The following is a 19393-nucleotide window of genomic DNA, read 5'->3' on the forward strand; positions in this document are numbered from 1 at the left end:
CAGTTGAATTGTTGCATGGCTCCATAGACTACTACGCGGGCTAAAGCCTGCAAAGCTTGTTCAGTCTACTCGGCCAATTTCTGCGCCATTTACTCTGCTGACTAACAACCGGCCACGCCTAGCAGTACTAGCCCCTTTGTTATCATTTGCAGCGTCTTGTTCATCACTCTCCCCATTTCTCAGAGTTGCCAATTCGCTAGGAGGCGGCCGACTGGCGGCCACCGCCGTTGGGGATTCACAGCTGCGAGCCAGCAGATGCCTGGTCGCGGGTTTTCCACAGCGACAGCAGCACACCGCCAAGCAGCAGCCCCAGGGTCACGCTCAGAGAAATGACCGCCGGAATTTTGCCGATGATGCCGACCAGGAAGATTTTGCCACCGATAAACACCAGCACCAGTGCCAGCGCGTACTTGAGGTAGGCGAAACGGTGAATCATCGCCGCCAAGGCGAAATACAACGCACGCAGGCCAAGGATGGCGAAGATGTTCGAGGTGTAGACGATGAAGGGGTCTTGGGTGATGGCGAAGATCGCCGGCACGCTGTCCACGGCGAACACCAGGTCGGCACACTCGATCAGCACCAAGGCTAAGAACAACGGCGTCGCCCAGACCACGGACTTGCCGCTGGCATCCGCCTGAAGGACAAAGAAGCGCCCTTCATGCAGTTGCTCGGTTACCCGCATGTGTTTGCGCAAGAACTTCACCAGCAGGTTTTCGCTAAGGTTCGGATGGGCATCGACCTTGCTGAACAGCATCTTCACCCCAGTCAACAGCAGGAAGACTCCGAACACATACAGAATCCAGCTGAACTCGGCGATCAGCGCCGCCCCCAGGCCAATCATGATCGCGCGCAGCACGATTACACCGAGAATGCCCCAGAACAGCACCTCGTGCTGATACCTACGCGGGATAGAGAGGAAGCTGAAGATCATCGCCATCAGGAACACGTTGTCCATCGACAACGATTTCTCGATCAGAAAACCGGTGTAGAAATCCATCCCGGCGTCACCGCCCTTGACCTGCCAGACCCAGAGGCCGAACAGCAAACCAGCCGTGATATAGCCAGCAGACAGCAGCAGACTTTCACTAACGCCGATTTCTCGATGCTCACGGTGAAGAACTCCGAGGTCGAAGACTAACAGGCCTATCACGATGCTTATAAAGACTAGCCACAACCAAGTGGCGGTGCCGAGGAACTCGGCCAGAAAGAACGGTTCTAGGGCAGTCATGAGCCCCTCCTCTAATTGTCGAAGTTATACAAACTGCAACTCCGACATGGCAGCGGGTAGCTGTCAGAGGGGCCCGGCTTTGCGACATCAAATCTAGAGAGACGCGTGAGGTTTCTCAATCACGCAAGGGTTGCAAGGTATTTCAAGCTGGTAGGCCGCATCGGAAATCGGAATACCGATATGCAGAAATGATATCTGCGTCCAAATAATTTTTAACAAAACCTGACAGGCTCCCCGGGTTTTTGTTGCCGAACTTAGCGATTAAATGAGCCTGAATATCCTCGACGCAAGATCGGTGGTGAGTCGCTTCTCCTGTGATGATAGTGACGAAGCTCGGATGAGCTGAGAACCCAAAACTTTTCAACTAAATCGGCCAAAAAAATTCAACGCTCCTGCATATCAGATAAAGGAGCCTTGAGTCGACAGCAATGCGTTTACGCGGGCCTGGGGCTTCGCCCAGCGCATGAGGAATGCAATAAAAAGCAGGGCCATAATTTTCTAGAACATGCCCAGACGCGATAAGTTGATCTAGAATGGAATGTCACTCACTAGGGCACTGAAAATGATCGACGCAGAACTGCTGAAACTGGTAGTTGAAGCATCCAACGATGGCATCGTGGTAGCAGAGCAGGAAGGCGACGAAAACATCCTGATCTATGCCAACCCTGCCTTTCAGCGCCTGACGGGGTACAGCGTTGACGACATCCTGTACCAGGACTGCCGTTTTCTGCAGGGTGATGACCGTAACCAAGCTGGTTTGACAGTAATCCGCGAGGCGATAAGGAATCTGCTCCCCTGCCGCCAAGTCATTCGCAACTATCGCAAGGACGGCAGCGCCTTCTGGAACGAACTGTCGATCACCCCAGTGTTCAACGACACAGATCAACTCACCTACTTCATCGGTGTCCAGAAGGACGTCAGCGTCGAAGTTGAGGCCAGGGAGCGAGTGCGGGAACTGGAAACTGAAGTCGCACAGCTGAAGACCCAACTAGCTCAATTGCAATCGAAAGCCTAGATGGATCCGCACTTGATGGGTTAACGATCCATTAACTACTCGTAAAAACGTTCCTGTTTCTGAACCAGGTACTGGTGAACTCTCAAGTAACGCACCCAACCACTCCCCTCGCAATCATCCACCATAATTTGTGCACTGCCGTAATCGTAATCAGATGGCGCACAAGGTCATGGCCCATTCCAGCTATCCGGCGAGATGCCAATGGCCCGGTTTTTCGCCGAGTTTGGTGTATGCCGATGCCCTACGTCATCGAAAGACAAACGTGGTGCTTAAGGATGGCTGGGATGCACGGATGTTCTGGTATAGAAGCTCCTGAAAGTAATCGCTCAACCTGAGTCACTATTTCAACGCTGGCGGAGCTAACATCCGGCTAAGGCTAGCAAGTATCTGCGCGTTTGATTTCTTCACTAAATAGTAGGCTCACTACAAGACAGCAGTCCAAGCTAGCGTCAGGGCGCCTTGTTTTCGACCAGACAATTACCGCCATCCACCACCAGCACTTCACCGGTGATATAGCTGGCTTCCGGAGACGCCAAAAACGCCACTGCAGCGGCAACCTCTTCTGGACGACCGGCACGGCCCATCGGAGTGTAGGAACCGGCGCGGCTTTCTTCCTCGGTCAATGCCCCCGTATCAATCCAGCCTGGTGCAACGCTATTGACGGTGATGCCCCGTTTACCGACTTCCAGCGCCAGGGCCATATTCATCCCCAGCATCGCTGCTTTTGCCGCACTGTAAGCCGACTCACCTGGATTGCTTCCGCGTGTACCGGACGTCGAACTGATGTGGACGATGCGTCCGTAACCGCGCGTCTTCATCCCAAGCAACACCGCACGAGTCAGCAAAAAAGCGCTGGTCAGGTTGCGCGCCAGAGATAGATTCCAGGTCGCCAAATCCATGTCCGCCACTTCGACGAAGAGCTCCGGGCTGCCGACCATAGCCATACCGGCGTTATTGACCAAAATATCGATATGGCCGAACTGCTCATGAGCCCAATCGGTCAGCGCTTTGACTTGCAATTCGTCAGTCAGGTCGGCTGCCATCGCCCGAGCGTCTATACCCTCAGCCTGCAACTCGGCGACACGTTGCTGGATCCGCGCACTGCTGGCAGTGATCAAGACTCGCACGCCTTCGCGGCCCAAGCGTCGGGCGATCGCCAGACCAATACCACTTTCACTGCCCGCACCGCTGACCAGAGCGACTTGACCTTGCCATATTGGAATCGCCATTTTTTATCTCTTTGTAATCACAAATTTAATGCACGATAGCAAAAAAGCCGATGAATGCCGGTGATTCGGGAATTTGTGATCAGGCTAGGTACCGGTTGATATTGGTACTTGGAAGTCAGGGGGGGCGGGCTTTACGAGCGGCGCAGATTGCCCTTAATACGCTATGGACACTGGTATCTTTAGGCGCTCACCACATTTTCGCCGGCATGGTGATCTTGAAGCTACTCTGGGTTGTGGCCGCTGCGATGGTGGTGATGGCATCGCAGCTTGACGTTATCACTGGCTTGATCCTGTTTCCTTACCTTGTGTGGCTTTATATCGCAGCGGCGTTTAATCTTTCTATCTTACGCAATAACTGCTGGCGCTCAATCCCGATGGGCTACTCAAAACCCGCGTATGTGGAGAAGCTTAATGACAAGAAACGAGCTGATCGACATCTACCAGGGCTGCAGCGGCGGCGTTCTTAACCACAAAGATTAGGGAGACTCGGGCACTTCGTCCGCGATGACGTTAGGGGCTAGTTTGCTCAAGCGTGTGGTGCGCTGTCGAGATGTCGCGTGACTGCGGTTAGTGAATCACCTGCCTCTCTGACGGCTGATCTGATTTCATCCGTTGAAACCCCAAATTTTTCAGCCCAATACTTGAGTTCAGTGATGTCCTCGACGTTGATTCGAATCGCGTCGGTGCCGAGTATTGGCTTTCGCTGTTCCATGAAAAGCTCCGGGGCATGCCTAATCTGCAGAATGAAGAGTAGTCCGTTCAGGCAGGTCGCGTTGGCTTTTGTGAAAAATTCGTGAATTGCGCAGACAGCCACACCATCTATATCGAAACTTCGGCTCAAGCTATGGCCTACGCGATCTGATAATTGAAAGACCGAGATCGGCCCGCAGCTAGGGGTTAGGAAACTCGGGGCGGTCTATGACCGGGCCGGCTGCTTCAGCCTTACCTCTTTTTAGCCAGACCGAAACACATAATCCGTTCTTGTTCATCTCATCCGCAAAACTCATACGTATGTGCGCCCCCAGACGATCAGCAATCGCCTTGACTATAGATAAACCCAGCCCAGAGCCTGATTCATCGGTTCCCAAGCTGCGGTAAAACGGATCGAACACCAGCAACTGTTCTTCTGCGCTGATACCTGGGCCCGAGTCCTTTACTTCAAGGATCACAGTCTCAAATTCCAACTCGACAGCCAAGTCAACTCGTCCACCAACAGGGGTATAGCGGATGGCGTTGTCCACCAGATTCCTGACCAGGATGAAGAGATCCATTTCGTTTCCAACGACCTGTACGTCTTCAAAGTTTTCAACACCGATATCGATGTGCCGGCGCTCTGCAAGAGGCAGTAAGTCCTCTAGAGCCCGTCGATAAACTTTTAGGACTGAAACTGATGTCGGTTTTCGATCCGAGCTCGATTGTGCTGCAGCCAAGGCCAGCATTTGATCGATCAATTTTCTGCTGCGTTCAATTCCTAGAGACAGTGGCAAGAAACGCTCATAGGCCGCAGTCGACATTTCTATGGCCGACAGTCGCTCGGCTTGCAGTGACAAGGCCGTCATCGGGGAGCGCAGTTCGTGGGCGGCGTCAGCAATGAAGCGACGCTGGGCTTCCATGGACTGCGAGACGCGCGTCAACATTCGATTGATCGCCACGACGAAAGGCCGGATCTCGGTTGGTAGGTGGTTTTCGTCGATAGGATGTAGCGCCTGCTCGTCGCGCCGATCTATTTCTTCCGAGAGGGTTGCTATGGGACGGAAAAGTTTGCGCACCAGATCGCTCACCACCAACAACAGCACCGGAAACAGAATGAGAAACGGCAACAGACTACGCCAAGCGCTCTTTCGCGCCTCTTTCTCACGCACGTCAGCTTCTTGGGCGACAACGATGCGTTCGCCACCGACCGTTGTCCTCACCAGCACGCGAAAATTCTCACCTGCGACGCTCAAGGTCGACAAGCCATCGGCCAGTGTTGTCGGGAAGGGCAACGGTGTTGTTGCGTCGTCATTGCCGGTCGCTTTAATGCTGTCGGACAAGTATTGCACGCTAACCCTGGACTCTTCGTCGTCGCCAACAACCTGCTCAACCACAGGATAGTGCAAGGTCATCTTTTGCCGATCAAACAGGATGGCCACTTGACGCAAGGTCTCGTCCTGCATCTCGTGCGACTCGTTGATCGTAGAAGCAAACGCGAAAATACCTGCCAGTACCGCCACGATCAGGATGGCAAGCGACAGCGTTACGGACAACCGCAACTGTACCGAGTCGTTCAAGCGTTTTTTAAAACCATCCATCCCATTCCCCGGACATTCTTGATGACGTGGTTCCCCAGTTTTCTTCGTAGCGCATGAATCAGAAACTCCACGGCATTGCTTTCCACTTCATTGCCCCAGCCGTAAATACGGTCTTCCAGCTCACTGCGCGACAGAATGGCTCCAGGTCGGATTAATAGGGCCTGTAGCAGGGCAAACTCGCGGCTCGAGAGCTGAATATCGGGGGTCTCCGCAGTAGCCGCTTGTTTGGATACCAAATCCAGTGACACCACACCATTGTCTAGCACTGACTGGGCACTGCCGCCTTTTCGGCGTAATACGGCGCGCATGCGTGCCAATAACTCCGCCATGGCAAAGGGTTTGAGCAATAAGTCGTCCGCGCCGGCGTCGAGGCCGCGCAGGCGATCATCCAGTCCATCCCTTGCGGTGATGATCAGTAACGGCACCGGGTTGTTGCGTCCACGAATACCATCGAGCACATCAAGACCGTCTTTGCCGGGCAAGCTGAGATCCAGCAACACCATGTCATAGGCTTGGGTTTCCAGTGCTGCAAGGGCGGTGAGTCCGTTTTTCACCCAGTCGGCGGCGTAGCTAGCGTCATTGAGCGCGCCTTGAATGGCATCACCAATCATCGGGTCATCTTCGACCAGCAATATCCGCATTTATCGCTCCGCAAAAAAAAGGCGCGTCGATCATTACCACCGCGCCTGCATTGAAGCATTTGGGTCGGGACTTGTCCGCTTCCGGATCAACGCAATGTACAGCTGCGGGTCATTGCTTGCCTTTCATCGAATCGAAAGCTTTCAGCAGATCATCCATTGCCGCTTTGCAATCGCTCTGCTTTGGAGTGCTGTTGCGTAATGCGTCCAGTGCCCGGTCGATGGCTTTGTCCAGCACATGCCAATCACTGGCGGCACGAGGTTTGATGCCAGCTTCGGCAGAGTCCCACGAAGTTTCCAGTTCTTTGATACGGGCTTTCGCTCCAGGCAGGTCATTTTTATCGACGAGCGCTGCGACATCAGCGGCGATGGTGCGAAACTCCGAAAGATCACCTAGTTTCGAGCCGAACTGGGCGGGCGCGCTTATCGAGGTGGTCGGAGTGCCAGAGCCGGGTTTATCGGCAGGCTTCGAGCAGCCAGCGGCGGCGCTGAGCAAAATGATCGATGAGGCAATAGCAACGTGGCGGATGACATTCTGAAATGTACGCATAACGACTCCTTGATGGGCATTTTGACAGGTTATTGGTTGACAGCTTTACGGTTGCCAACGCTGATCTGCGCGACCAAGACCAAAAGAACAATCACGCACAGAAATATGGCACTCGTCCAAGCGGCTCCCATGCCGAGGCCACCATAAGTTTTAGCTTGAGTCAGCAAATCACCGAGAGAGGCGCCAAATGGACGGGTCAGGATGTAGGCGATCCAAAAGGTAAGCACCACGTTGCCTCCCACGCGCCATGCCATCAAAGTCGCAGCGATAAGCGCACCGAAAATTACAACGCCAAGAGTGAAACCCAGGCCTAGGGCTTCGGTGGCCAGGTCGCCCGCTGCTGTGCCGAGAGCAAAGGTACAAAGCACGGTGGCCCAGTAGAAGAGCTCCCTTCGCGGGGTGACGATTTCGCGGATCGATAGGTTGTGTTCTATCCGGTACCAGACTAGAAAGTTGATTGTCAGCAGAACGGCAAAAACTGCCGTGCTGGTGTACAGGCTGACGTCGAGTATGTCGGTCATGATGTCTGTGATCTGTGTCCCAACGATGCTCACCAGCACCACGGTTAACCAGTAGATCCAAGGTGAATAGGCCTTGGTACGCAGTTGAAAACACAACGCGAGCGCTAACAAAACGGCCATTCCGATGCTCGTCCAACCAGCGCCCAAACCGGCATCCACGGCCAGAAAGTCCGCTCCGGTTTCACCTACCGTCGTCGACAGAATCTTGATAACCCAGAATGACAGCGTCACCTCGGGCACCTTGTTGAGCCATCCGACTTTTTCGAGATTCATGTGCTGGTCGCCTCTCCTAATCTTCGCTGAATTTGCGTAGGAAAGAAGATACGTAGCGAAACTTAGCTGAGACTGAGGGGTGGTTATGCGATTGGCCGCATCCCTGGATTACCTGAGCATTGATGCATCGGGTAGGCGAAATCGCCGGACGGATGCTTAACAGCACGCTGTACTGAGCACTCAAAAAAACGACCTTTGTAACCCGGCAACTGTAAGCGATTCAGGTTAGGGGAAATGGGTCTTTAAAGGCGATAATGTCACCACCGCAGCCGATGCATCGGCTGACATTTTCGGAGCACTTAACGGCCATGAAGCAGAGAGTTCTGAGGCTACCCCGCTTCATTCATTCACTTCATGGACTCAGCTTACTTAATGGTGCTCGCAAAGCAGCAAAGCTCGAAGAGCTGAATGCACGTTATGAGGGGACGCATATCGAGAAGCTGCTAGAGCGGCTTTTCGACTAATCTATCTGGCTTGGAACTCCCATCAGAATGAACTCGCCCTACATGATGAGTGCCTTGCCGGCGCCTGCATCGAGCGATGAAGCGGACATCTGAAAATGCTTCCCAGGCATCTCGCTCTGTTCGACCATGGTTGCCACTCAGAAACCTAATCACTCTGTCTCTCATGGTTCTTGCTCATAACCGACATCGTATAGGTTGCCCGCGAATGATGACGTCCCTGGTCTCATCGATCATCGAGTTCCTGACAGCACATCCGCATGTCGCCTATCTGGCGGTGTTTGTTCTGGCACTTTCCGAGTCAATCCCGATCATCGGGGCCGTCGTTCCAGGCACTGCCGTGATCCTCTCGCTAAGTGCCTTGGTGCCGAGTGGCGTGTTATTGCTCTGGCCGTTGCTGGTCGCCGCCATATTAGGTGCCATCGCGGGTGATGGTCTTTCGTTCTGGCTCGGGCATCGATACCACCGCGAAATTCTTGGTTTCTGGCCTTTGAACCGCCACCCTGAACTGATCCAAAGCAGCGAAGCCTTTTTCGAGCGTCACGGCGCCAAGAGTGTATTTCTCGCGCGCTTCGTGCCGGGCGTCCGCGCCTTCATCCCACTCCTCGCTGGCATGCTGGGAATGGCGGTAAGCCGGTTCTATGCCGTCAATGTTGTCTCGGCGTTCGCTTGGGCTTCGTCGCATATCATGTCAGGTGTTCTCGTAGGCGCGACGTTCAGCATTCTCGGAGCGGCTGCGAAACCGCTTGCGATTCTGCTGGTCGTTCTACTTGTGGCGGGCTGGGCGCTCCTGCATATCGTGCGTTGGACGTTGCGACGCGGCATCTCTTACTTCATCGACGCACTGGGGTGGCTGCGGCACTGGGCCGGCACCCACGACACCTGGTTGAGCCGCAGTCTCACCCATTTACTCAATCCTTCGCAGCCTGAAGTACGGACTCTCGCATTGTCGGGTGTGCTTCTCGTCGGTGCAGCCTGGCTCTTCTTTGGCATCCTCGAAGATGTCGTCACCGGCGACCCATTGCTGCTCGCAGACAGCTCGATATACCACGCGCTTCAGGATCTTCGTACAGCACCAAGCGATGCGGTGATGATCGCTATTACAGAACTCGGCGACACCAAGGTTGTGGCGGCGGTCACGATCGTTGTCCTGCTGTGGCTGATATGGAAACGCGCCTGGCGTACAGCTACCTATTGGCTGGTTGCGATTGCCGGCGCTTCGGCGCTCAACACCGTCATCAAAGTAGCGTTGCATCGAGTTCGCCCCGGTGAACTTCTCTACTCAGGGTGGAGCGCGTTCTCCTTCCCTAGCGGGCATAGCACGGTCAATGTCGTGCTCTACGGTTTCCTCACTTTTCTCATCGCGCGTGAGATCCATGCGGCATGGCGCCTTGCGGTCGTTCTCGGCGCAGCAACCCTGATATTTCTGATTGCATTCTCGCGCCTCTACCTCGGTGCGCATTGGTTTTCCGACGTACTCGGGGGGCTGGCATTCGGAGCGGCGTGGCTGGCCCTGCTCGGCCAGTCCTTTCTGAGGCGCCAAGCCGGACGCATTGAACCAATGGGCCTATTCACCGCCGGATGTTCAGCACTGATTCTTGTCGGAGGACTCAATATCTATCGTAGCCATGCGACCGACAGTGACCGATATGCCGTCAACGAAAGAACTCCGTCCATGGCCACCACCGATTGGTGGGAGGCGGGTTGGCAGCAACTGCCGGTACGGCGTATTGATCTGATGGGCGAGACGAATGAGCCGCTGACGTTCCAGTGGGCCGGTGATCTGAAAGACTTGCAAGATGTCCTGCAGAAAAATGAGTGGCGTGACTCAGCGGACTGGACGCTATTGAATACCTTGAATTGGCTTTCTGTCCAAACCGACCCGGCATTTCTTCCAGTTATTCCATTTTTCGCCGGTGGTCGCCTCCCCAGTCTGACGTTTGTTCGACCGAGTGGTGCAGACGCACTTACCCGCTCACGCCTCGTGCTTCGAGTGTGGGTCGTCGATATCGAGCTCACGAACGGGCGTACTTCACCGCTGTGGATGGGATCAGTTGTGGAGGAGCGTTTCTATCATCCCCTATCCCTCGTCACGTTGACGTCGACACAGCCTGGTATGAATGCGCCACGGAGCAAGCTAGCTGCCGTTTTTGACGATGGACGGCTCCTACCTCGAACCCTTAGGACGGCAGATGGGGATTGGGATGGCAAAGTCCTGTTAGCTCACCATGCTGAGCCTACTTACTACTGACACACGCTGTTCAACAAGTGAGCTGCTCAATCAGATCGAAATTCTTCAGCTCTTTGCCTAATGAATTATTGTTTCTTAAGTAACAGTAAGAGCAGAGCTGTTGCGGCAAGAAATGCCCCCATGAGGAACGTGCTGTCTGATCCAATGCTTTGCCATAGCCAGCCCGCAAGAACGCTTGCGATCAGCATGCATACACCGCTAACTAGATTGAAAATGCCGAAGGCGGTGCCCTTGAGTTTTCCAGGCGCTTTATCGGCTACCAGCGAGGCAAGAATGCCTTGGCTGAATCCCATATGAAGCCCCCACAACGCAACGCCCAGCATCATCGTGATGACAGAACTGGACTGAGCAAGCACCAGATCCGATAAGACGAGTAATCCCATACCCACACAGAGCAGTTTCGTGCGACTGATACGATCAGATAGCCAACCGGCAGGGTAAGCGGACAACGTATAGAAAAGTGCCATTACTACCATCACCAGCGGAATCCAGGTAACTGACAAGCCTAACTGTTGCGCCCGTAATACCAGAAACGCTTCACTGAACCGGGCAAGCGTAAACACCCCGCCCACGACAACAACCCACCAATACCCATCAGATAAGTCGTGAAGGACTCTCCAATGAATTGGAGATCGAAATGTGTGTTCTCGGGAGTCGTGTATGGGCTCTTTTACTCCGGTGACAATGAGAGCCACCGCTACAGCTGCAGGAATCACTGCAACCCACAGTACAAGCTGTATATCTGCGAACCACAACATCAGCAAGATGGCCAGAGCGGGGCCAAGAACGGCCCCTACGGTATCCATCGATTGGCGCAACCCAAAGCAGGCCCCACGGATCTCTGGCGGCGAAATATCTGCGACGAGGGCATCTCGCGGCGCGCCACGAATGCCTTTGCCGATTCGATCCAGGAAGCGTGCTGTGAAGACCACTTCAACTGAGTGGGCCAGAGGAAAAAGCGGCTTGGTCAGGGCAGCCAAACCATACCCAAGCAACAGAAGCCCTTTGCGCCGACCAATAAAGTCGCTGATGGCGCCAGAGAATATCTTGACGAGCATGGCGGTCGACTCGGCGATCCCCTCGATTACCCCAACAGTCAATGCACTCGCACCTAATGTGGTGACCAAAAACACGGGAAGTAAGCTGTGTACCAACTCAGACGATAGATCCATAAACAGGCTGACAAAGCCCAACGCCCAGATCGTGCGCGGAATAGGAAGAGGCTCAGCTTTGGTACTTGAACATCCGCTACTCATATTTTCATCCTGTAATCATCGGCACCGAGAGGAGACTGAGGACGCTATTTAGCAGTGCATGTAGACTAACCAAACGCCCGCCAGGATTGCTTCCGAAATCAGGAAGATGAACACCGCTCCCCACGTTGCACACTGGGCGATTCAAGATCCCACGCAAGCATTCTAGGCTTTCCACTGCATCATTAACTTGATGTAGCGTAGTGACCACGACAGGCAGTAGGTAGCCCTGTTCAGGCAAGGCTTTCAAGTAAGTTGAACAACTCCACGTATTGCCGGGTGAGCTTGTGTTGCGGTTCCAGGTAGATCAGCGGCCTGCTTGCCTGATGGGACTCACGCATCTTCACCGAACTCATCAGATACGCTGGCAGCACCGGCATCTTCTCGGCAATCAATTCATCGAGCAGTCGTTGCGGCAGTGCGTTGCGAGCTTGGTACTGGTTAACAACGATGCCTTCAACTTCCAGCCTCTCGTTGTGATCGCTTTTGATCTCCTCGATCTCTCTCAGCACACCGTAAATCGCCTGGCGAGAAAAGCTGTCGCAGTCGAAAGGGATCAAACAGCGGTCAGCGGCAATCAGCGCCGAAACGCTGTAATAATTCAGGCCCGGCGGAGTATCCATGTAGATCCGCTCATAATCTTCATCAAGCCGGTCGAGCAGCTTGCTGAGCTTCTGAATTTTATAGCGTGTCTCGAGCTTGGGTTGCAGATCACTCAGCTCCGACGAGGCGGCGATTAAGTGCAGATTGGTGAAGGGCGTTTCATGGATATGTGCTTGAGCCTTCTTCGAGGCCGGGCCGGGGAACAGCGTCTGCTTGAAGAAATCAGCGATCCCCAGGGGGACATTCTCTCCGCTGAGACCAGTCAAATAGTGGGTAGCATTTGCTTGGGCATCCAAATCTATCAGCAATGTGCGATACCCCTCGAAGGCACTGATGGCCGCGAGGTTACAAGCGATACTGGATTTGCCGACGCCACCTTTTTGATTGAATACAACGCGTCTCATGAAATGTCCAAAAATTTGACGTATGTGGACATGTCTCTTCCTGTGAGTTTACCGGCCAGCCTGATCAGGCCTTTGATTCCTCTAGCTAGCTTATCGTATCTGGAGCAATTGATTGCCCTGGCCATCGCGTAGCGGTGCCTCGGGCAGCGCAACATGATATTGGGAGGATTACTGTCGGTTGTACAACCTAGCTGAATGGCCTTGATACTCCGGCAAGCTCGGTTTGACACTGCTAGGCTTTAATTTCGCCCTGAGGAAATGTCGCCATGTCATCCCTTCCCCAACTGCCGGACATACTCGAAACCCTCCACGAAAACCAACTCGCGCTTGCCGACGCTATTGAATCGATAGCAATGTGGATAGATCAAAGGGGATCTACTGGCGTTTCCAGCAACGCCCTTGGCGCAATTGCCACGCTCGACTTGAATGCCGAATCCGTCAGAAAGGGCGTTGAGGCACTGAGAAAAGCCATCAGATGAATCCTACCACCCAATTCTCTGGATCACTTGAGAGTCGATACTTAGGCGTCGAAAGGGTACGAGCTTTTTTCAGGCTCGTCATTGACCTGTGCTACCCCATGAAAGGATTCTAGTGATGCTGATCAAAATCGAAGAAGCAGACACTCCCGAAGGTTGGCTAGTGTGGATGGATGCATGGTGCGTCAAATTTCGCAGCTATGCCGAAGCCGAAGCCTTCGTCAAAAGGCTGGAAGGTCGTATAAACGCGTCCCACCCTTTGCCTATCAGCATAAACAGACCAATGGTTGAGCTGTCTTAAGTGCCCCGGCTTCGATGGACAAAAACCAATCATCGCCTTGTAACTTCTTGGGCGTAACACTCAGGCCATTCAACGCGCGCTCATTCCTCTGCTGCCATTTTAGGCGGCTTTTTTTTGCCCGAAGATTTTGGAAGCCGCGTTGCCAAGTCTTTCAACTGGATCTCGGCTGTTTCGAGTGCAGTAGCTGCGCAGCGTTGCCAGACCTTTTCCAGTGGGAGTAGGTCAGATTCGATCAGCGCCTTTTGGCACCACTGATAATGGTCATGCCAAGAGCCCAATGCTGATTGCAGCTCCTTTAGTGATCTGGCTGCGTCCCTCGACAAGGGAGATAACTTGGGGAACGCTTCGGTCAGATAACGGGTTCGTTTGACCAGTATTCTCAATTCATGCCGATCAAATTGAACGTCATCTACGGCAGCATGTAATCGATCAATCTGTTTTCGCAGCGTTTTTTCAATTTGAGGCTGAATATGCTTCAACTCACCATTGACCTCAGCCAAACGAAAGTTCGACGGCCAATTATCCAGTTGAATCAATAGGTTTTTGATGGGCGAGCCGTTAACAATTTCGTCGTAGCTTGAGCCTAATCGAGACGCTCTAGATTGTGCCTGCCTCGGAAAATCTCTCTCTTCAAGCTCTTGAATCATCACCTCCAGGTCGCGGGCCGGTGTCGTCTGCCTCCCGACCTCTGCCGCAGCATTGTTCAAAGCGATAACTTCATCCATTGACCGGAATGGCTTCAACAAACTCCTGATACGCCTGACGGCTATCCTCAGATCGTGCAACGCTTCGCTATCGGTACGGGACTCCAAACGAGCGTACGCGTGATATACAGCGACCTGAAGGGTCAATATCTCGGCCACGAACTTGTCTACAAATGACATTCAGTGAGATCCCATTGAGAGGTTGTGCGATGAGGTTAGCAGAGGCCAGGAGCCCTACCAGCCCCTGCACACGGATCAAAAAGTGCTTTCCGGTTCGATTGCATCTCTTCAAAATCAACGCTCTACTCCCGAATACAATACGTCCAGGGCTCGCTGCGCTGCCTACAAGGGAGGCCGCCTACTACAACGCGTGTTCACCGCAGCCTACAATCAGGTTTCAGCTTTAAGTCAGTGGGTGATCTGGCTCTTTCGCTCCGAGCCCTGATCAATTTCAAGATCACCTGATCTCAAATGGAATCTTGACATTAACACACCCAAGGATTAGCTATGGATGCATAGCTAGACGTGGTTCGCGCTCAAATGCAAGAGGCAGAGCCGGTATTGAAGCAGCTCGATGTGGAGCTGGAGACTATCAGCTTTGATCCCTTTATCCCTTCAAGCGTCGACGCGGCCATTGAGAGGGTTACTGTAGTCATAGATACGCTTCTGGTGGGTTTTAAAGCCAATCCGATACTCGGCCCGTTGGCCAACCAATTGAAATCTCAATATCTCGACGCGATTCAACACCAGGTTGCTGCAGCTCAAGGAGGATGAAATGACGGAGCCCAGCGTTGTCGGAAGGCCAGCTTGGCTTTCGAAAATTGCCTTTAATCTGACATCGCCCGCCCGTCTTATTTCTGTCACACAACCCCCGTAGCTTTCCCTCGCCAACACGCTAGAGGGTGATTTTTATGAACGCAGAGTGCCGGGTAAAAATTCGACGTTTAGCTGCAAACGTAGACTCACGAAAGAGAATAATCGGCGCGCTCTGGAGAAGCCAAATGTTGGAGGTGCAAACGGCGGAGTACAGAATCGCGCTTTTGCAACGATATCCTGTTGGACTTATAGACGATGCTGAAATTGAAGTAGTGCTGGCAAGCTGGCCCCGTCATCGTACCAACCTGCCCCCACAAACCTATTCAGCAACAGCGACTTGATTACGTCCCTGCGCTTTTGCTCGATACAGTGCTCTATCAGCATTGTTCATCAAGCTGTGCGGGCCTTCATCCCCGCTAAGCGGGTAGCACAAAGGGCCCTTTGTTTGTACTCAATCCAAGATCACTTGGTCAGCCAGGACTCGACCGTGGCGGAGCCGTACTGCGCTTTCCACTCTTTCAGCGTCTTGTAATTGCCACCTTTGGTTTCGACGATTTCACCGGTGTGAGGGTTTTTGTAGACCTTCACCTGACGAGGCTTGCGAGCGCCAGATTTTGCCTCGACTACAGGGGCACGACGACTAGCTTGCGGATCGAGCAGATTGATCACGTCCTTCAAGCTGTAGCTGTACTCGCCCAACAACGCGCGCAGTTTGGTCTCAAATTCAATTTCTTTCTTCAGGCCGTCATCGCCTTTCAGGGCTTCGAGAGCTTGAAGTTGCTCAGCAAGGTGTTTTTCAAGCTGGCGGAATTCTGCGAGTTTGGACATGGTAAATCTCATATGTGATTTGTATGTACGAAAAAAGCGCTCGGCTAACAAATCTTTTGCGCTTGGAGCGAAAATCCATGAAGAGCCACCGAGGCATTATCAACCATTATTGCTACCAGCGAAGCCATCGCGGCCCTAGTAATGCGCCTAAGGCAGTCGGAACTAACATACCCAGCAAATACCAGGCCCCCCAAAATGGAGCCTCCATTTCAGGGCAATGCAGGCAATAGGCAATCGTAGCCATCGCACTCGCCAATAATCCACCACAGGCACCCGTCAGTGACAGTCGCGTCGGGGCCATCCCGCGTAGGGCCCAGAAAACAGCAATAAACCCAGGAATCGAGAGCAAGGTGATGTTCATCGCGCATACCCGCCAAGTCTTACCCAGAATGATCGCGACGCGCGTATCGGGAACTGCAGTCATGAGGACATAGAGGGTACCGGCCCACACCGCTGCCACCGCTGCACCGATCACGAGGCTCCCGGTGCCCGGAGTTACTCCAGGTCTTGCCAGTCGCGTCACCACGCTCAGAGCGCCGATCATCAGACTCAGCGGGAAGGCGATCTTCGCCCAGAAGATAGGGGTTGTTGCAACTGTGGCCAGGTCTGGGCGGACACCCAATATGATCGTCACCAGCAAGGTGGCAACTACAAGCCCTGCCAGCACCGCAACACTGAAGCGTTTGGCAAGCGCATGCCGGTCTACCGGGGTGATCCCGGAGGCGAGCATGCCAATAAAATCATCAGTTTTCATAGTGCACCTCTAATCTTCAGTGCCAGCGCTTTAAGCCCGCGATGGACGCCGATCTTAACGGCTGACTCCGACAATCCTGTCATTTGCGCAGTTTCTGTGACGGACAATCCCTCAAGCTTCACGTGCATGATCGGCAGACGCTGACGCTCAGGTAATTGCTCAAGTAACTTGCCCAGGTCGCGACTGGCCTGCGCCGGTTCAAGGTGAGGCTCGGCAAACAGTTCCGCCGCATCGTCGAGGGTGTCGTTGAAGACCTCATGGCGCGACCGTCCTCGGAAAAAATCTGTGAGTTTGTAGCGGGTGATGGCAAAAACCCACGCCGTCAGGGGTTGATCCGTCTGATACGTATGGCGACCGTTATGCACGGCCAGCAGCACCTCTTGCAGCAAGTCCTCGATTTCACTGGGCTGGCGTCGCAGCCGGGCGCGCAAAAAGCCGCGTACATGACCACTTAACACCGACAGGAACGAGCGATAAGCCCGCTCGTCGCCCTCAAGGCCTGCGAGGAACAGAGCCTGAAGCTGCATCTCTCGGCTGCGCAACGCGTCGTTACATGTAGTTCGTTCCATCGTCCGCCCTGGTTACACGAGGAGTAAAAATTTTTTTGTACCTATTCAACGCCAGCCCTGACGACAGGCAACGGATGATGCTTGCGCTCAAGGACGTAAGGCAACAATCAACCTTGTTTGCGGCTTATGAAAAGGTTTTGAAAAATATTTTGTGGTGGCTGTAACCGGAAAGGAGAAGCCAGCGAACTACTTATCGGATCGCAAGTACAGAGCATCCTGCACTGATACGACGACCCATCCCCATGATCCCGGAGTAACAGCCATGAACAATCTGAAACTTGCCGCCCTCGCCGTTGCCTTTTCTTCCTTCGCCGCTGGCGCCATTGCCGCAGAGACCCCAACCGCAGCCGGTTCCATGGATAAAGCAGGTGCCATGGAAAAATGTTACGGCGTTGCCATGGCTGGTCACAACGATTGCAAAGCCGGCGCCGGCACCACCTGTGCAGGCACTGCCAAAATGGACTACCAGCCTAACGCCTGGAAAAACGTTCCAGCGGGTACTTGCACCAGCATCAAGACGCCAAAAGGCACCGGCACCCTCACACCTATGTAATACCGTCACCATGGGGCACACGCCAATCATGAATAAGCCATTCCAGATCGGGGCCGGACTCGGTCTCAAACCGAACCATTATGAGGACGCCCTCGAGTGTACCGTCGAGGGTCTCTGGTTCGAAGTTCATCCGGAAAACTACATGGTTGGCGGTGGCCCCCGTTTGGCATGGCTGGAAGCCATTGGTGAGCGACACCCACTGTCGTTGCATGGTGTATCGCTATCACTGGCCGCCGATTGCCCGCCGGACGAAGAGCATTTGAAACGTCTGAAAATGCTCGCGGATCGCGTTCAACCGGCCTTAATCTCCGAGCATCTGGCGTGGTCAACCTGGCGCGGAAAGTACCATCCTGACCTACTGCCCTTTCCCCGTACCGGAGAAGCCTTGCAGCGCATCGCAGGCAATATTCAACGCACACAAGATATCCTCGGACGTCGCATTGCGATCGAAAATCCGACCCACTATTTGCACTTCGATGGACATGACTACAGCGAGCTCGACTTTCTCACCGAGCTGAGTCGGCGAACGGGCTGCGGTTTGCTGCTGGATGTGAATAACGTGCACATCAGCGCCCATAACCTGGGGTTCGATGCGGCTACCTATCTGGATGCGTTTCCGGCGAAAGCGATCATGGAGATTCATCTAGCAGGATTCGCCGAAGATCCTGGCAACTCCACGTTACTGATTGATACCCACGATGCCCCTATCGCCGAGGACGTCTGGTCTTTGTATCGACGTCTGATCGAGAGGATCGGCCTGCGCCCTACACTGATTGAACGTGATGATCATATCCCTGACTTCGACGTTTTACTGGCCGAACGCAACCGGGCACAGACCGTGTTGAACCTTGGGCAAAACCAGCGATTGCAGGTGGCGATATGAAACCATCCCTTGCGAGTTTTCAGGATGCATTCGTGGATGCGTTGTATGGCAGCGAATCATCCCTCATGGACTCACTTACCACTCAACCCGGTTTTACGGTGTATCGCAATACAGTACTCAAGGGTTCGACTGATGCGCTGCTCGCCAACTTTCCAACTGTTGAGCGCCTGGTGGGCACTGACTGGCTCAGAAGTGCGGTCGCGATATACGCACGCCTTTCGCCGCCAACGGATGCCCGGTTGCTGCACTACGGCACCGACTTCCCCCGCTTTCTCGACGAATTTGAGCCTGCGCGAGAAATGCCTTACTTAGGCGGTGTCGCCCGGCTGGATTTGCTCTGGACACACGTTCATTGCGCCATTGATGAACCGGGTCTGGAGCTGAGCGACTTGTCGCAGTTTACCGAGACAGAACTTGGCAATTTGTGGCTGAAACCAAGGGCCGCAGCCGGTTGGCTCTGGTTACCTGACTGCCCGGCCTACACGATATGGCGTGTCAATCGCGAACAACTGGAAATGCCAGAGGAACTCGAATGGCAAGGCGAAGGCGCGCTGCTGACACGTAAAGCCGGTCGCGTGCATTGGCAACCCGCCAGTGCTGCTGATTGTGCCTTTCTCGACGTCTGTACAGCGCACCTGCCCCTCGATCTCGCGGCAGATAAAGCCATTGAAGCCGAACCAGACCTGAATCTGGAGAATCTCATTATCCGCCTGGTGAGTGCCGATGCATTCGTTTCTATGGACTTGGGTCTTTCCTCCTGAAAAACCGGTTACTGACATCATTAAAGGAGCA

The 19393-nt window shown here is 53.8% G+C and carries 21 protein-coding genes and 1 pseudogene; 9 read left to right on the forward strand and 13 right to left on the reverse strand.

Annotated features, from left to right (window positions below; genetic code table 11):
• Positions 1-235: 235 nt before the first annotated feature.
• Positions 236-1228 carry a TerC family protein gene (locus tag QFW87_RS19295; RefSeq protein WP_283188580.1) on the reverse strand — a complete coding sequence of 331 codons (993 nt, stop codon included), beginning with the start codon at positions 1226-1228 and terminating at the stop codon, positions 236-238.
• Between the two features lie 562 nt (positions 1229-1790).
• Here QFW87_RS19295 and QFW87_RS19300 point away from each other — a divergent pair.
• Positions 1791-2243: a PAS domain-containing protein gene (locus QFW87_RS19300; protein ID WP_283188581.1), complete on the forward strand. Its 453-nt coding sequence runs from the start codon at positions 1791-1793 to the stop codon at positions 2241-2243.
• A 449-nt stretch (positions 2244-2692) separates the two neighbouring features.
• Here QFW87_RS19300 and QFW87_RS19305 read toward each other — a convergent pair whose 3' ends face one another.
• Positions 2693-3472: an SDR family NAD(P)-dependent oxidoreductase gene (locus QFW87_RS19305; protein WP_283188582.1), complete on the reverse strand. Its 780-nt coding sequence runs from the start codon at positions 3470-3472 to the stop codon at positions 2693-2695.
• Between the two features lie 83 nt (positions 3473-3555).
• Here QFW87_RS19305 and QFW87_RS19310 point away from each other — a divergent pair.
• Positions 3556-3828 (forward strand): annotated as a pseudogene (locus tag QFW87_RS19310) (TspO/MBR family protein); the annotation flags it as partial.
• Between the two features lie 170 nt (positions 3829-3998).
• On the opposite strand, the gene QFW87_RS19315 reads toward QFW87_RS19310, so the two are convergent.
• The 5 genes from QFW87_RS19315 to QFW87_RS19335 form a co-directional block, all read right to left on the reverse strand.
• Positions 3999-4184, reverse strand: a complete 186-nt coding sequence (locus tag QFW87_RS19315) for a DUF3606 domain-containing protein (protein ID WP_283188583.1) — start codon at positions 4182-4184, stop codon at positions 3999-4001.
• A 178-nt stretch (positions 4185-4362) separates the two neighbouring features.
• Complete coding sequence (locus tag QFW87_RS19320) at positions 4363-5763, reverse strand: ATP-binding protein (protein WP_283188584.1); 1401 nt, start codon at positions 5761-5763, stop codon at positions 4363-4365.
• Positions 5739-6404: a response regulator gene (locus QFW87_RS19325; protein ID WP_283188585.1), complete on the reverse strand. Its 666-nt coding sequence runs from the start codon at positions 6402-6404 to the stop codon at positions 5739-5741. The genes QFW87_RS19320 and QFW87_RS19325 overlap by 25 nt, the downstream gene beginning before the upstream one ends.
• Before the next feature lie 109 nt (positions 6405-6513).
• A complete protein-coding gene (locus QFW87_RS19330; protein WP_283188586.1) occupies positions 6514-6951 on the reverse strand; it encodes a hypothetical protein in 438 nt (145 codons plus the stop codon).
• Positions 6952-6980: 29 nt separating this feature from the next.
• The gene (locus QFW87_RS19335) at positions 6981-7745 is read right to left on the reverse strand and encodes a hypothetical protein (protein ID WP_283188587.1); all 765 of its coding nucleotides are present in this window, start codon (positions 7743-7745) and stop codon (positions 6981-6983) included.
• A 669-nt stretch (positions 7746-8414) separates the two neighbouring features.
• Here QFW87_RS19335 and QFW87_RS19340 point away from each other — a divergent pair.
• The gene (locus QFW87_RS19340) at positions 8415-10457 is read left to right on the forward strand and encodes a bifunctional DedA family/phosphatase PAP2 family protein (RefSeq protein WP_283188588.1); all 2043 of its coding nucleotides are present in this window, start codon (positions 8415-8417) and stop codon (positions 10455-10457) included.
• Between the two features lie 65 nt (positions 10458-10522).
• Here the strand turns inward: QFW87_RS19340 and QFW87_RS19345 are convergent, their stop codons facing one another.
• Together QFW87_RS19345 and QFW87_RS19350 are read right to left on the reverse strand one after the other, a co-directional pair.
• Entirely contained in the window at positions 10523-11713 is a 1191-nt protein-coding gene (locus QFW87_RS19345) for an MFS transporter (RefSeq protein ID WP_283188589.1), read from the reverse strand.
• 230 nt (positions 11714-11943) lie between these two features.
• Complete coding sequence (locus QFW87_RS19350; protein ID WP_283188590.1) at positions 11944-12717, reverse strand: ParA family protein; 774 nt, start codon at positions 12715-12717, stop codon at positions 11944-11946.
• 266 nt (positions 12718-12983) lie between these two features.
• On the opposite strand from QFW87_RS19350, the gene QFW87_RS19355 reads away from it, so the two are divergent.
• Both QFW87_RS19355 and QFW87_RS19360 read left to right on the forward strand, forming a co-directional pair.
• Positions 12984-13196 carry a hypothetical protein gene (locus QFW87_RS19355; protein ID WP_283188591.1) on the forward strand — a complete coding sequence of 71 codons (213 nt, stop codon included), beginning with the start codon at positions 12984-12986 and terminating at the stop codon, positions 13194-13196.
• Between the two features lie 115 nt (positions 13197-13311).
• Positions 13312-13494: a hypothetical protein gene (locus tag QFW87_RS19360; RefSeq protein ID WP_283188592.1), complete on the forward strand. Its 183-nt coding sequence runs from the start codon at positions 13312-13314 to the stop codon at positions 13492-13494.
• A gap of 80 nt (positions 13495-13574) precedes the next feature.
• Here the strand turns inward: QFW87_RS19360 and QFW87_RS19365 are convergent, their stop codons facing one another.
• Positions 13575-14378, reverse strand: a complete 804-nt coding sequence (locus QFW87_RS19365) for a CHAD domain-containing protein (protein WP_283188593.1) — start codon at positions 14376-14378, stop codon at positions 13575-13577.
• 360 nt (positions 14379-14738) lie between these two features.
• Here QFW87_RS19365 and QFW87_RS19370 point away from each other — a divergent pair, with 360 nt between their 5' ends.
• Positions 14739-14972: a hypothetical protein gene (locus QFW87_RS19370; RefSeq protein WP_283188594.1), complete on the forward strand. Its 234-nt coding sequence runs from the start codon at positions 14739-14741 to the stop codon at positions 14970-14972.
• A gap of 504 nt (positions 14973-15476) precedes the next feature.
• Here the strand turns inward: QFW87_RS19370 and QFW87_RS19375 are convergent.
• From QFW87_RS19375 to QFW87_RS19385, 3 genes are all read right to left on the reverse strand, one after another.
• On the reverse strand, positions 15477-15842 hold the full coding sequence (locus tag QFW87_RS19375) for a histone-like nucleoid-structuring protein, MvaT/MvaU family (RefSeq protein WP_283188595.1): 366 nt from the start codon (positions 15840-15842) through the stop codon (positions 15477-15479).
• A 112-nt stretch (positions 15843-15954) separates the two neighbouring features.
• Positions 15955-16596 carry a DUF1109 domain-containing protein gene (locus QFW87_RS19380; protein ID WP_283188596.1) on the reverse strand — a complete coding sequence of 214 codons (642 nt, stop codon included), beginning with the start codon at positions 16594-16596 and terminating at the stop codon, positions 15955-15957.
• Positions 16593-17165, reverse strand: coding sequence for a sigma-70 family RNA polymerase sigma factor (locus QFW87_RS19385; protein WP_283188597.1), 573 nt, complete (start codon positions 17163-17165; stop codon positions 16593-16595). The genes QFW87_RS19380 and QFW87_RS19385 overlap by 4 nt, the downstream gene beginning before the upstream one ends.
• Positions 17166-17427: 262 nt before the next feature.
• On the opposite strand from QFW87_RS19385, the gene QFW87_RS19390 reads away from it, so the two are divergent.
• From QFW87_RS19390 to QFW87_RS19400, 3 genes are read left to right on the forward strand one after another with little or no spacing between them, the layout of a single operon-like run.
• Positions 17428-17718 (forward strand): DUF2282 domain-containing protein, encoded by a 291-nt coding sequence (locus QFW87_RS19390; RefSeq protein ID WP_208668277.1) that lies wholly within the window; start codon positions 17428-17430, stop codon positions 17716-17718.
• A 28-nt stretch (positions 17719-17746) separates the two neighbouring features.
• Positions 17747-18601, forward strand: coding sequence for a DUF692 domain-containing protein (locus QFW87_RS19395; protein ID WP_283188598.1), 855 nt, complete (start codon positions 17747-17749; stop codon positions 18599-18601).
• Positions 18598-19362 (forward strand): DNA-binding domain-containing protein, encoded by a 765-nt coding sequence (locus QFW87_RS19400; protein WP_283188599.1) that lies wholly within the window; start codon positions 18598-18600, stop codon positions 19360-19362. Before QFW87_RS19395 ends, QFW87_RS19400 begins: the two co-directional genes overlap by 4 nt.
• The last annotated feature ends 31 nt before the right edge of the window (positions 19363-19393 follow it).

Source organism: Pseudomonas sp. PMCC200344, from assembly GCF_030053095.1.
Lineage (GTDB): Bacteria > Pseudomonadota > Gammaproteobacteria > Pseudomonadales > Pseudomonadaceae > Aquipseudomonas > Aquipseudomonas svalbardensis.